The following is a 12,788-nucleotide window of genomic DNA, read 5'->3' on the forward strand; positions in this document are numbered from 1 at the left end:
CAACAGTGCATTATATGAAGTGAGTGGCAAAAAAAAGAGGAAGATACAACGAAGATAAAAACAAAGATAAGAACAAAGATAAGAACAAAGATAAGAACAAAGATAAAAACAAAGATACAAACGAAGATAAAAACAAAATACAACGAAGATGCAAGCCAAGATACAAACGAAGATACAACGAAGATAAAAGCAAAGATACAAACGAAGATACAACGATGATTCAAACAAAGATAAAAACAAAGATACAAACGAAGATACAAGCGTAAGACTAGTTAACGTAAGAGCAGCATGTTTATTCTAAGCTCTGTTATATAGAAGTTAGTTTCCCTTCCAGAGAGGGAATGCTTCGAGAACAACAAGACTGCCGGAGCATCCGGTGGTTTTGTTGTGTTTATGGAAAAAGAGGATACGGCTGGTGTGAAACTGCAGATTAAGTGTAATGTTACTTTACGAAGGCTGTCCAAGGGGCGGCAGATATGTTTTACTTAGGAGATTGAAGCTGGAAGGGCTATTAGGGTTCCGGCAAATATAGTGGAGCGGGTGATGAAGTGGCGGCGGCTAAGCAACAAGAGGATCAAATTCAATCGGTACAAGGCTCAGGCAAGAGGGGGGGCAGCCGGTTTTTCTTTTTGGTGATTGTCTTTATGTTCTGGTTCTCTTCTTATATCTATGTGCCTGTGTTGTCTCCGTATGTCGAGCATCTGGGAGCTTCATATGTCATGGTAGGAGCGGTGCTGGGCGTATACGGCCTGATGCAGATTCTGTTCCGGTTGCCGATCGGGATCGGTTCGGATTATCTTAATCGGCGGCGGCCGTTTATTTATCTGGGGCTGATCGCCAGCGGAGCAAGCTGTCTGCTGTTCCTGGCTGGTGCACATCCGGGCTGGGCGCTGGCTGCACGTGCCGTCTCAGGGATTGCGGCCTCTGCGTGGGTCGTGTACTCGGTGATGTTCGCGGGGTATTTTCCGAAAGAAGAGGCTGGTAAAGCGATGGGCATGCTGCAGTTCACGACGGTTATTGCCCAATTGACCAGTATGATGATCAGCGGCTATATGGTCGATCACTGGGGCTGGAACACTCCGTTTATTATCGGTGGGATTGTGGCGGCGGCTGCGCTGCTGCTTGCACTACGTCTGCCTGAACAGAAGCAGGAGAAGCGGAATGCGATTCAGATAAAAGATCTTGCCGGAGTAGTCCGGGAACCGCTGCTGGTCAAGGTCTCGCTTTTGTCCGTGCTGGCACATTGTGTACTGTTCATTACGATGTTCGGCTATACGCCGAATCAGGCGCTGGATATCGGTGCGAGCAAAGAGAGTCTCGGCTGGCTGACGCTGGCTTTCATGCTGCCGCATGCGATTGCCACACTGTACGGCTCACGTCTATTCGGCAAATGGCTTGGGGACCGGGGAACGTTAATGCTGGGTTTTGCCGGGAGTGCGGTATTCACGCTGCTGATTCCCTCTATGCCTACTCTAGCCGCTCTCTGTGCAACGCAGATTGGGAACGGCTTCATGCAGGGTCTTATTTTCCCGCTGCTGCTGGGTAAATCGGTGTCGGGAGTCGCTCCGTTCAAACGGGCAACGGCTATGGGCTTCTATCAGGCGGTGTATGCCATAGGGATGTCAGGGGGACCATTTGTTGCAGGATGGATGAGTGCGGCGTATGGACTGACCGGCGGTTTCTGGCTTGGCGGAATTGCGGCGCTGCTTGCTGCAGTGTTGTCCTGGCTATGGATCAGAGAGGCCGGGGAACCGGGCACAGGGAGCAGACAAGAGCGGCGGATACTTGGCAGGCAGGGTTAGGTTTATTGTAATAGAAGGGGTCCCCGCAAAGTACCTGAGTGATCACCTGCGCCAAAACCTCACTTTGTGGGGGAACTTATTGGTTTTTTGCCGAAAAGGGTAATATAATAGAGAGTAGATAGGATGCAAGGAGGAGGGGCCGGAAGGATGGTCAAGGTTGTATTGCTGTGGTTCGCACTGATCAATATTATCGGGTATGTAGTGATGTCGGAAGACAAGAACAAGGCCCGCAAAAGACGGGATCGGGTGCCGGAGAAAACACTGTTTCTGCTCGCGTTCATGGGCGGCGCGCTGGGTGTGCTGATTGCCATGTACCGCAAGCGCCACAAGACGAGGCATACTTCCTTCAGGATTGGAATTCCGCTGCTGCTGCTGCTGAATATCCTGCTGTATGGATATTTTTTGAGTTAAGTTTCTTGTAGTTTGGCTAAGGCTGTACACAATAGAAAGAGGTGGCGTATATGTTATTCTCTAAAATTTTGCTAGCCTATGACGGTTCGAAGGCTTCCAATCAGGCATTGGAACGTGCGATTCAACTGGCCAAGGTAACTCCAGGGTCCTCCCTGTACGTCGTACACGCATTTGAATTCCCGCGGTTCTTCATCGGGGAAGCTCTCGCGCCTCTGCCGGCATCAGTGAACAAGGATTATTATGACCTCGCGGTCCAGACTACGGATGAAGTGAAAAGCCGGCTGGAAGCCGAAGGCCTGAACGCTACTGTAGAATTGCTGCAGGGATCGCCTGCCGAAGTGATTCTGGCTTATGCCAAAGAGCACACGGTGGATGTCATCGTTATCGGCAGCCGCGGGCTTGGCGGAATCCGGGAGTTCGTTCTGGGCAGCGTCAGCCACAATGTAGTGCAAAGCGCGCGCATTCCGGTGCTGGTTGTTAAATAATAGAGATACTTGCAGAGGAGCGCTTAGGCGTTCCCCTTTTTTTCTGCGGAGATGGCCGGAATAGGCGGAATAAGAAAATTAAATGTGCCCAAAAGCGAACATTTGAGAGACATGATATGACAATGTTCGTGTTTAAGTTGACACGAAGTGTAGGGCATTGTTAAACTGAACCTATGAAGAGCTCGTATAAAACCGGGGATAGGGCCCGGAAGTTTCTACCCGGTAACCGTAAATTGCCGGACTACGAGGAAATAGGATGACTGAAACGGCCAGCCGCCGCCGCATATACCGGGGGTGTGCTCTGCGCCGGCTCTCTTAAAGGCCGGGTATCTGTAGATGCCGGAGCAGTACTCTCCTAATTCCTTAGTAGTCCGGGTCCACCCGCAGCAAAATGCGTCTGGAATCCGGGCTATTTTTTTCGGATTTATGGGAAACTAGAGGGAAATGGGACACACTTAAATCCAAGGAATATCAATAAAGGGAAACGGAAGGCTGGGTGAACAATGTCTGTGCAAGTAGGTGTCATTATGGGCAGCAAATCGGACTATGAAACTATGGAGCATGCTTGTGCTGTGCTTGAGGAGCTGGGTGTGCCTTATGAGAAAAAGGTCATCTCGGCACATCGCACGCCGGATCTGATGTTCCGTTATGCCGAGGAAGCGGTGGAGCGCGGCTTGAAGGTGATTATCGCCGGAGCGGGCGGTGCGGCGCATCTGCCGGGTATGGTGGCAGCCAAAACTACGTTGCCGGTCATCGGGGTGCCTGTGCAGTCTAAGGCGTTGAACGGCCTGGACTCGCTGCTGTCGATTGTGCAGATGCCGGCTGGCATCCCGGTAGCCACGGTAGCCATTGGCCGTGCCGGAGCTACGAATGCAGGGCTGCTGGCTGCGCAGATCATCGGTGCTTTCGAGCCGGAGGTGGCGAGAAAGGTGCAGCTGCGGCGCGAGGCGATCCAGCGCGAAGTGCTGGAAAGCAGCGAGACGCTATGAGACCGATGGAGTCGAAGACCGGAGGCTTGGAGAACTTGGAGCAGCAACGAGCAGAGCGGGATCAAGCTGGAGCTGAGAGAATGGAGCGCCGGGAGGAGGCAGCCGCTGGTGCTGTTGAAGCACCAGGGGCGGGAACGCCCCGGACGCTGCTGCCCGGCGCGACGATCGGCGTGCTCGGCGGCGGGCAGCTCGGGCGCATGATGGCGCTGTCCGGCAGCGCCATGGGGTACCGCTTCGTGGCGCTGGACCCTGCGCCGGATGCGCCCTGCGGGCAGGTTACGCCGCAGATTATTGCGGCGTACAACGACCGGGACGCGGCGCGTGAGCTGGCGCAGCGCGCGGATGTGATCACGTACGAGTTCGAGAACGTCGACGCGGGCGTAGCCGCGCTGCTGACGGAGGAATCGTACGTGCCGCAGGGCAGCGCGCTGCTGTATACGACGCAGCACCGGCTGCGCGAGAAGGCGGCCATCGAGGCGGCGGGCGTGCCCGTTGCCCCGTACCGCAAGGTCGGCAGCCTGGCGGAGCTTGAGGCCGCGGCTGCCGAGCTGGGCCTGCCCTGTGTGCTGAAGACAGCCACAGGGGGGTACGACGGCAAGGGACAAGCCGTCATCCGCCGGCCGGAAGAGCTGGCAGCAGCGTTCCGGCAGGTAGCACCGGGAGCGGCGGCTCCAGCACCGCAAGCAAGCGGGGTAGCGGCTTCGCCCGACTCGCCGGGAGCGGCTGAAGCGAAAGACGCTGCCGAGGCCAGGCCACATGCACCCGAGCTGGTGCTGGAGAAATTTATCGCCTTCCAATGCGAAATTTCGGTCATAGCCGCCCGCAGCGCGTCAGGTGAAGTCAAGAGCTTCCCGCCCGCCGAGAACATACACGTAGACAATATCCTGCATCTCTCGATTGTACCCGCCAGGGTGCCGGAGGAGATTCAGCGGCGGGCCTGCGAGCTGGCTGAGCAGATTGTGTCCGGCATGGATGCCGTTGGACTGCTGGCTGTGGAGATGTTCGTGACGGAGGACGGAGAGCTGTTCGTTAACGAGCTGGCTCCGCGCCCGCATAACTCCGGGCATTATACAATGGATGCCTGCGTAACCTCGCAGTTCGAGCAGCATGTGCGGGCGATCTGCAATCTGCCGCTGGGCGACACTACGCTGCTTACGCCTGTAGTCATGGTGAATGTGCTCGGCCAGCATCTGGAGGGCGCCATTCAGGCGGCCTGCAGTGCGGATGAAGAATCAAACCGGCTTGGGGTATCCCCTAAGCTTCATATATATGGCAAGACTGAGAGCAAGACCGGCCGCAAAATGGGCCATATCAACCTGCTCTGCAAGGACACCGGAGACGGCCTGTCCTGGGTAGAGCAAACTAACCTTTGGAGGAACTGACAAGCTATGATCGAACGTTACAGCAGACCTGAGATGCGGGCCATTTGGACCGAAGAAAATAAATTTAACGCGTGGCTGGAAGTTGAAATTTGCGCCTGTGAGGCTTGGGCCGAGCTGGGAGTGATCCCGCATGAGGATGCCGCGAAGCTGCGCAAGGACGCCAAATTCGACATCGCGCGGATCGACGAAATTGAACAGGAAACGCGTCATGATGTGATTGCTTTTACCCGTGCAGTATCGGAGAGCCTGGGTGCAGAACGCAAATGGGTGCATTACGGACTGACCTCCACGGACGTTGTCGATACGGCGCTCGGCTACCTGCTGCGTCAGGCCAACGAAATTCTGGAGCAGGATATTATCCGGTTCATTGAGATTCTTAAAGATAAAGCAGTAGCTTACAAGGATACCCCGATGATGGGCCGTACACACGGCGTACACGCTGAGCCGACGACTTTTGGACTCAAGATGGCGCTCTGGTATGAGGAAATGAAGCGTAATCTGGAGCGTTTCCGTCATGCGGCAAGCGGCGTCCAATTCGGTAAAATCTCCGGGGCTGTCGGCACCTATGCCAACATCGACCCGTTCGTTGAAGAATTTGTCTGCCGCAAGCTGGGTACCAGCCCGGCACCGATCTCCACGCAGACACTGCAGCGTGACCGTCATGCGGAATACATGGCTGCGCTGGCACTGGTCGCCACTTCGCTGGACAAGTTCGCTACTGAAATCCGCGCTTTGCAGAAGAGTGAGATCCGCGAGGTGGAGGAAGCTTTTGCCAAAGGTCAAAAGGGTTCATCCGCTATGCCGCATAAACGCAACCCGATCGGCTGCGAGAACATCTCCGGCCTGTCCCGCGTAATCCGCGGCCATATGGTTACAGCTTACGAGAACGTGCCGCTATGGCATGAACGCGATATCTCGCATTCCTCGGTAGAGCGGATCATCCTGCCGGATGCGACCATGCTGCTGAACTATATGCTGAACCGCTTCGGCAATATCGTGAAGAACCTGACCGTGTTCCCGGACAATATGAAGCGCAACATGAACCGCACCTTCGGTGTTCCGTTCTCCGGCCGCATCCTGACGAAGCTGATCGACAAAGGCTTCAGCCGCGAGCAGGCTTACGACACCGTGCAGCCGCGTGCGATGCAGGCCTGGGAGGAACAAACCCAGTTCCGTGACATCGTTGAAGCTACACCGGAAATCACTGCCGTGCTTAGTCCGGAGGAGATCGAGGATGCTTTCAACCCTTCCTGGCACCTCAAGCATGTGGACACCATCTTCCGCAAGCTGGAGCTTATCTAATTAAAAAAGGTGAGTCAGTGGTGAACTGATGAGCTGGAGAAGATATGGGCGGAGCGAAGGGGAGTTGTTGTTCTGGAGCGAGTAGCTGCAGAATTGAATGGAATAGGCCAGTTAATAAGGAACGGAGAGGAATTTTGGGACTGGAAGAAGCGTCAGCGTTCGCCTTTATCCTCGGATTTCTACCGCGGTCAGCGGTTTAAATCAGGAAATCTGAGGATAACAGCGATCGGAAGTCCAAAATTTTTTGTAGTGTTACCGATTAGCTAGCCGTTCAGTTCATATCTCAAAGGCAAAGCGGAGAATGACAGCGTCCCAGGCGCTTTTAGCCCAAATATACGCAAGATCATTTGTTCAAGGGAGGAAAGGTCATGACATCAACGGCTGTATCCACTGCCGTGGAACTCGTAAATGCGCCGCTGCTCTACAAAGGTAAGGTTCGTGAGCTGTATGATTTGGGGGATGAGGTACTGATTGTCGTTACGGACCGCATTTCCGCATTTGACTACGTGCTGGACCCGGCGGTGCCGGACAAAGGCAATGTGCTTAACCGGCTTAGCGCCTTCTGGTTCGGCCAGACCAAGGAGCTCATTGAGAACCATGTGGTTCATATCGACGTGGACCGGCTCGGGGATATTGTGCGGGACCGCGAAGCGCTGAAGAACCGCATCATGGTTGTCCGCAAAGCAGAGCGGATTGATATCGAATGTGTCGTGCGCGGCTGCATTACCGGCGGCGGCTGGCGGCAGTATCAGGAGACCGGCAAAGTGAACGGCATCGAGCTTCCCAAAGGGCTGCGCAAGAATGCGGTGCTGACCGAGCCGATTTTCACACCGGCAGCGAAGAATGATGTCGGCCATGATGAGGACATTCCTTTTGAGCAGATGCAGGAGCTGATTGGCGCGGAGCTTGCACTGGAGCTGAAGGAGAAGAGCCTGAAGCTGTTCGCTTTTGCCAGAGAATATTGTAAAGACCGCGGCATCATCCTCGCTGATTGCAAATTCGAGTTCGGGTTGCTGGACGGCAAGGTCATCCTGATTGACGAGATTTTCACACCGGATGCTTCCCGCTTCTGGGCCAAGGACAAATACGCGCTGGATATCGAGATCGACAGCATGGATAAGGAACCTGTACGGACTTACCTTTCGGCATCCTCCTGGGATAAGAATAGCACGCCGGATCCGCTGCCGGTTGAAGTGGTGGAAGAGACCTCACGCCGGTACCTGGACATTTATCACCGCCTTACCGGTAAGTCCTTATAGATTATCTGATACGCCTGTTCCGACCAGCAGCAGCCAACTTTTAATTGTATTCTCTGCAGTTATTTTGCCCGAAAAAGATGCCATTTGCTCTTTAACTGTATCTGATACAACTAAAATGTGTGAAATGGCCTGAAAAGCAGATTTTTCAGAGAAATAGCTGTACGAAATGCAACTATAGTTGTTATCACAGAAGATATTGAGATTATAGCTGTACATTATGCAGTTAAGTTAGCTGCCCGCAGTGAAGTGAGTTGTTGCAGCTCACCGTTAGAGGTTAGCACATCGTTGTAATGTTGAGTTACGGTAAGTTTTCATTCCAGGTACCCAGTCCAGCTCATTAAATTTTAGGAGGAACTACAAGCGTATGTTAAAAGCGACAGTCTACGTCACCATCAAGAAAAGCGTGCTCGATCCCCAAGGTGTAGCCGTGCAAGGGGCGCTGCATTCCGTAGGTTTTCAGGAAGTTGAAAGTCTGCGTATCGGCAAATATATGGAGCTGACCCTCGATACCGACAACCGCGCTGAAGCGGAAGGACGCCTCAAGGATATGTGCGAGAAGCTGCTGGCCAACACGGTGATCGAGGATTACCGCTACGAATTGGAGGACTAAAAGTCATGAAATTTGCTGTACTTGTCTTTCCAGGCTCCAATTGTGACATTGACTGCTACAAAGCAGTAGAAGACAGCCTCGGCGAACCTGTAGATTATGTGTGGCATACGGCGACAGATCTGTCGGCTTATGACTGCATTCTCGTGCCGGGCGGCTTCTCTTATGGTGACTATCTGCGCTGCGGCGCGATTTCCCGGTTCGCTCCGGTGATGGCTGAAGTGGCCAAAGCGGCGGAACAGGGCAAATTCGTGCTCGGCATCTGCAACGGGTTCCAAATCCTGACCGAAGCCGGCCTCTTGCCAGGCGCTCTGCGCCGCAACATGTCGATGAAGTTCCGCTGTCATGACACGGTGCTTAAGGTAGTGAATAACACAACTCCGTTTACGATCGACTATGCGCAGGATGAAGAAATCGTTATTCCGATTGCGCATGGCGAAGGCAATTACTATTGTGATGAAGAGACGCTGGCTGAGCTTAAAGCTAATAATCAAATCGTATTCACTTACAGCGACAACCCGAACGGTTCAGTCGCCGATATCGCCGGAGTCAGCAATGTAGCGGGCAATGTGGTTGGTATGATGCCTCACCCGGAACGGGCAGCGAACAGCCTGCTTGGTTCGGAAGACGGCAAACGGATGTTCACATCCATTCTTACATCGTGGAGGGATCGTTATGACGCAGCAAGTATCCGCTAAGGAGCCGACCGCAGAGCAGATCGCGGAGCAGAAAATCTACAGTCAGTTCGGTGTATCGGACAGCGAATATGAGCTCATTACTTCCTTCATGGGACGTAAGCCTAACTATACAGAAATCGGTGTGTTCAGCGTGATGTGGTCTGAGCACTGTGCCTATAAGAACTCGAAGCCGCTGCTCAGCCGTTTCCCGACAAGCGGACCGAAGGTGCTGATGGGACCGGGCGAAGGCGCAGGGATTGTTGATATCGGAGACAACCAGGCGGTTGTTTTCAAAATCGAGAGTCACAACCATCCATCGGCAGTTGAGCCTTATCAGGGCGCGGCGACCGGGGTGGGCGGGATTATCCGCGATATTTTCTCCATGGGTGCAAGACCGGTGGCGCTGCTGAATTCCCTGCGTTTCGGGAAGCTTGAGAGCGACCGGGTAAAATATCTGTTCGAGCATGTTGTGTCCGGGATCGCAGGCTATGGCAACTGTATCGGCATCCCGACCGTCGGCGGGGAGATCATGTTCGATGACAGCTATGATGGTAATCCGCTGGTTAATGCGATGTGCGTGGGCCTGATAGATCACGATAAAATCCAGCGCGGTGTCGCCAAAGGGGTAGGTAATCCCGTATTCTACGTGGGTCCTCCAACAGGCCGTGACGGCATTCATGGTGCGACCTTCGCCTCGGTTGAGCTTAGTGAAGAGTCAGAAGCGAAGCGGACGGCGGTTCAGGTTGGCGATCCGTTCATGGAGAAGCTGGTTATGGAATCATGCCTGGAGCTGATCGACAGCGGTATCGTCCTTGGTATTCAGGATATGGGTGCAGCCGGACTCACGTGCTCCAGTGCTGAAATGGCGAGCAAAGCGGGCAACGGCCTGGAGCTGTATCTGGATCAGGTGCCGCAGCGCGAAGACGGCATGACGCCTTATGAAATGATGCTCTCCGAATCCCAGGAGCGGATGCTGTTCGTGGTTGAGCCTAAGGATGAAGCACAGGCACAGGAAATCTTCGACCGCTGGGGCGTGATTTGCCGCAAAGTGGGTAAGGTAACGGATGACGGCCGCCTGAAGCTGTTCCATCACGGTGAAGTGGTCGGCGACATGCCGGTAACAGCTCTGGTTGATGAATGTCCGATTTATAACAAACCATCGGCAGTTCCTGCTTACTATGAGGAGAATGCCTCGGTGGATACGCTTCGCTATGATGAAGTAACCGATCTGGGCGGCGCCTTGCGAACCGTACTGGGATCACCTACAGTAGCCAGCAAAGCATGGGTATATAACCAATATGATTATATGGTGCGGACCAGCACGGCCGTTCGTCCGGGTTCCGATGCAGCAGTAGTAACGATCCACGGCACACGCAAAGCTCTGGCGATGACTACGGACTGTAACGGACGTTATGTCTATCTCGATCCTGAAGTGGGCGGGCGGATTGCCGTCAGCGAAGCAGCACGTAACATTGTCTGCTCCGGTGCCCAGCCGCTGGCGATTACGGATAACCTGAATTTCGGCAGTCCGGAGAAGCCGGAAATCTTCTGGCAGATGGAACGTGCGGTAGACGGTATGGCTGAAGCCTGCCGTGTGCTTGATACCCCTGTAATTGGCGGTAACGTCAGTCTCTACAATGAAAATGCTTCAGGAGCTATCTATCCGACACCGGTTGTCGGCATGGTGGGTCTTGTAGAAGATACCGATCATATTACAACTCAGGCCTTCAAGCAGGAAGGCGATTCGATTCTGCTGCTCGGTGTTACGAAGGCAGAGCTAGGCGGCAGTGAATTCCAGTATGCTGTTCACGGCGTGACTGAAGGACGTCCGCCAGAACTCGATCTGGCAACGGAACGCAAGCTGCTGGATGCCGTACTTGCTGCGATCCGCAGCGGGCTGGTCCGCTCGGCGCATGACCTATCCGAAGGCGGCCTGGCCGGAGCGCTTGCAGAAAGCTGTATCAGCGGCAAAACCGGAGCAAATATTGAGCTGTCCGCTGGCGGATTGCGTCCAGATGTGGCGCTGTTCAGCGAGAGCCAATCCCGGATTATCCTGACTTCTGCGCCTGACCGTGCGGAAGAACTGAAAGCGGCGGTTGCCGCATACGGCGTACCTGTAGAGATTATTGGAACCGTCGGCGGAGACCGCCTGCGTGTTGCTCTGGACGGCGCGGCTGCACTGGATGAAGCAGTTACTGAACTCAAGACCATTTGGGAGGATGCTATTCCATGTCTTATGAAATAAAGACCGGGAAAGAGCAGGAAGCCCCTATCCTGTGGACCGGCGACTTTTACAACGAAGGAACGGGCTCGGGAGATATTTTTGATACGTTAAAAGAAGAATGCGGCGTCTTCGGGGTCTTCGGACACCCGGAAGCCGCTTCCATGTCCTATTACGGCCTGCATGCCCTGCAGCACCGCGGGGAAGAGAGCGCGGGCATCTGCGTAGCGGATGGACGGGACTTCAACTACCACCGCGGCATGGGCCTGGTGAAAGAAGTGTTCGACAAAGACAAGATCGCTTCGCTGATCGGGGATATGTCTATTGGACATGTGCGTTATTCGACCAGCGGAGACAGCCGGCTGACCAATGCGCAGCCGCTGGTCTTCAAATACCGTGACGGTGATCTCGCGATTGCCACGAACGGCAATATCGTGAATGAACCTCTGATCCGTAAGCAGCTGGAGCAGGGCGGCTCGATCTTCCAGACCACCAGCGACACTGAGGTGCTGGCGCATCTGATCGCGCGTTCACAGAAGGATTTTGTCGAAGCCACGAAGGATGCCCTGGCCCAGCTGGTTGGTGGTTTCGCCTTCCTGCTGATGACAAACGACAAGCTGATTGTTGCTTCTGACCCGCATGGCTTGCGTCCCTTAGTGATGGGCCGGCTGGGCGAAGCTTATGTCTTCGCTTCCGAATCCTGTGCACTCGAAGTCATCGGCGCTAAGCTGGTACGCGATATTGAGCCGGGTGAGCTGCTCGTGCTGGATAAGGATGGTTTCCGGGAGGAGCGCTTCGCGGAGCCTAAACGCAAAGCGCTGTGCGCGATGGAATACATCTACTTCGCACGGCCGGACAGCGATCTGAACGGCTCCAACCTGCACTCCGCCCGCAAGCGGATGGGCAGCCGGATGGCGCTCGAAGCCTTCGTGGATGCCGATATCGTAACCGGCGTGCCGGATTCCAGTATCTCCGCAGCCATCGGCTACGCTGAGCAGACTGGCATCCCGTACGAGCTTGGACTGATCAAGAACAAGTATACCGGCCGGACCTTCATCCAGCCGAGCCAGGAGCTGCGTGAGCAAGGCGTGAAGATGAAGCTCAGCGCGGTGCGACGTGTCGTGGAAGGCCAGCGTGTAGTCATGATCGACGATTCCATCGTGCGCGGCACGACCTCGCGCCGGATCGTCAACCTGCTGCGCGAAGCCGGAGCGCTCGAGGTTCACGTGCGGATTACCTCGCCGCCATTCAAGAATCCCTGCTTCTATGGCATCGATACCCCGGACCGCCGCGAGCTGATCGCCTCTTATAAGACAATCGCTGAGATGTGCGAGGAGATCAATGCGGACTCGCTTGCGTTCCTTTCACCAGAGGGACTCATCCAGTCCATCGGCGGCTATAATAGTGACGATTACAAAGGCGGACTATGCCTGTCCTGCTTCGATAATGATTACCCGACACAGGTTGATTTCGGCGGGGAAGAGAAGGACGGATGCAGTTGTTAACATCCCCCTAAATCCCCCTTGCAAAGGGGGACCCCGGAGGGCGCTGCCCTCCGGCCACCCGAAAGTTTGGTGGAAGGAGTTTGCTCTAAACTTGCTAAGAGGGCGTGGGTGCGGGTGCCCGCTTTGTCCCTGTGTGCTGCGCACGGCC

Annotated in this window: 12 protein-coding genes and 1 riboswitch; all 12 genes read left to right on the forward strand. The window is 54.6% G+C overall.

Annotated features, from left to right (window positions below; translation table 11 throughout):
- Positions 1–23: 23 nt before the first annotated feature.
- The 12 genes from NSU01_RS03525 (at position 24) to purF (ending at position 12,640) form a co-directional block, all read left to right on the forward strand.
- Positions 24–266, forward strand: a complete 243-nt coding sequence (locus NSU01_RS03525; RefSeq protein ID WP_076248038.1) for a hypothetical protein — start codon at positions 24–26, stop codon at positions 264–266.
- Positions 267–548: 282 nt separating this feature from the next.
- Positions 549–1,802 (forward strand): MFS transporter, encoded by a 1,254-nt coding sequence (locus NSU01_RS03530; protein WP_052421655.1) that lies wholly within the window; start codon positions 549–551, stop codon positions 1,800–1,802.
- Positions 1,803–1,949: 147 nt separating this feature from the next.
- Positions 1,950–2,213, forward strand: coding sequence for a DUF1294 domain-containing protein (locus NSU01_RS03535; protein WP_039310312.1), 264 nt, complete (start codon positions 1,950–1,952; stop codon positions 2,211–2,213).
- Positions 2,214–2,263: 50 nt separating this feature from the next.
- Positions 2,264–2,698, forward strand: a complete 435-nt coding sequence (locus NSU01_RS03540; RefSeq protein WP_076248041.1) for a universal stress protein — start codon at positions 2,264–2,266, stop codon at positions 2,696–2,698.
- Between the two features lie 162 nt (positions 2,699–2,860).
- Positions 2,861–2,962, forward strand: a riboswitch (purine riboswitch).
- Between the two features lie 239 nt (positions 2,963–3,201).
- The gene (gene purE, locus NSU01_RS03545) at positions 3,202–3,687 is read left to right on the forward strand and encodes a 5-(carboxyamino)imidazole ribonucleotide mutase (protein WP_042133394.1); all 486 of its coding nucleotides are present in this window, start codon (positions 3,202–3,204) and stop codon (positions 3,685–3,687) included.
- A gap of 80 nt (positions 3,688–3,767) precedes the next feature.
- On the forward strand, positions 3,768–5,069 hold the full coding sequence (locus NSU01_RS03550) for a 5-(carboxyamino)imidazole ribonucleotide synthase (protein ID WP_076248137.1): 1,302 nt from the start codon (positions 3,768–3,770) through the stop codon (positions 5,067–5,069).
- 6 nt (positions 5,070–5,075) lie between these two features.
- Complete coding sequence (purB, locus tag NSU01_RS03555) at positions 5,076–6,371, forward strand: adenylosuccinate lyase (RefSeq protein WP_042133396.1); 1,296 nt, start codon at positions 5,076–5,078, stop codon at positions 6,369–6,371.
- A gap of 368 nt (positions 6,372–6,739) precedes the next feature.
- Positions 6,740–7,630, forward strand: a complete 891-nt coding sequence (locus tag NSU01_RS03560) for a phosphoribosylaminoimidazolesuccinocarboxamide synthase (protein WP_042133399.1) — start codon at positions 6,740–6,742, stop codon at positions 7,628–7,630.
- Between the two features lie 364 nt (positions 7,631–7,994).
- The gene (gene purS, locus NSU01_RS03565; RefSeq protein ID WP_039298247.1) at positions 7,995–8,240 is read left to right on the forward strand and encodes a phosphoribosylformylglycinamidine synthase subunit PurS; all 246 of its coding nucleotides are present in this window, start codon (positions 7,995–7,997) and stop codon (positions 8,238–8,240) included.
- 5 nt (positions 8,241–8,245) lie between these two features.
- Complete coding sequence (gene purQ, locus NSU01_RS03570; RefSeq protein WP_039298250.1) at positions 8,246–8,935, forward strand: phosphoribosylformylglycinamidine synthase subunit PurQ; 690 nt, start codon at positions 8,246–8,248, stop codon at positions 8,933–8,935.
- Positions 8,913–11,159 carry a phosphoribosylformylglycinamidine synthase subunit PurL gene (gene purL, locus NSU01_RS03575; RefSeq protein ID WP_076248044.1) on the forward strand — a complete coding sequence of 749 codons (2,247 nt, stop codon included), beginning with the start codon at positions 8,913–8,915 and terminating at the stop codon, positions 11,157–11,159. Before purQ ends, purL begins: the two co-directional genes overlap by 23 nt.
- Entirely contained in the window at positions 11,144–12,640 is a 1,497-nt protein-coding gene (gene purF, locus NSU01_RS03580) for an amidophosphoribosyltransferase (protein WP_076248139.1), read from the forward strand. Before purL ends, purF begins: the two co-directional genes overlap by 16 nt.
- Positions 12,641–12,788: the final 148 nt, after the last annotated feature.

The organism is Paenibacillus sp. FSL H8-0259, from assembly GCF_037963255.1.
In the GTDB taxonomy this organism is placed as follows: Bacteria; Bacillota; Bacilli; order Paenibacillales; family Paenibacillaceae; genus Paenibacillus_AQ; species Paenibacillus_AQ phytohabitans.

Coding starts and splice junctions, on each gene's coding strand:
- purE (WP_042133394.1), top strand. CDS start 3,202: ATGTCTGTGCAAGTAGGTGTCATTATGGGCAGCAAATCGGACTATGAA.
- NSU01_RS03535 (WP_039310312.1), top strand. CDS start 1,950: ATGGTCAAGGTTGTATTGCTGTGGTTCGCACTGATCAATATTATCGGG.
- NSU01_RS03560 (WP_042133399.1), top strand. CDS start 6,740: ATGACATCAACGGCTGTATCCACTGCCGTGGAACTCGTAAATGCGCCG.
- NSU01_RS03540 (WP_076248041.1), top strand. CDS start 2,264: ATGTTATTCTCTAAAATTTTGCTAGCCTATGACGGTTCGAAGGCTTCC.
- purB (WP_042133396.1), top strand. CDS start 5,076: ATGATCGAACGTTACAGCAGACCTGAGATGCGGGCCATTTGGACCGAA.
- purQ (WP_039298250.1), top strand. CDS start 8,246: ATGAAATTTGCTGTACTTGTCTTTCCAGGCTCCAATTGTGACATTGAC.
- NSU01_RS03550 (WP_076248137.1), top strand. CDS start 3,768: ATGGAGCGCCGGGAGGAGGCAGCCGCTGGTGCTGTTGAAGCACCAGGG.
- purF (WP_076248139.1), top strand. CDS start 11,144: ATGTCTTATGAAATAAAGACCGGGAAAGAGCAGGAAGCCCCTATCCTG.
- purL (WP_076248044.1), top strand. CDS start 8,913: ATGACGCAGCAAGTATCCGCTAAGGAGCCGACCGCAGAGCAGATCGCG.
- purS (WP_039298247.1), top strand. CDS start 7,995: ATGTTAAAAGCGACAGTCTACGTCACCATCAAGAAAAGCGTGCTCGAT.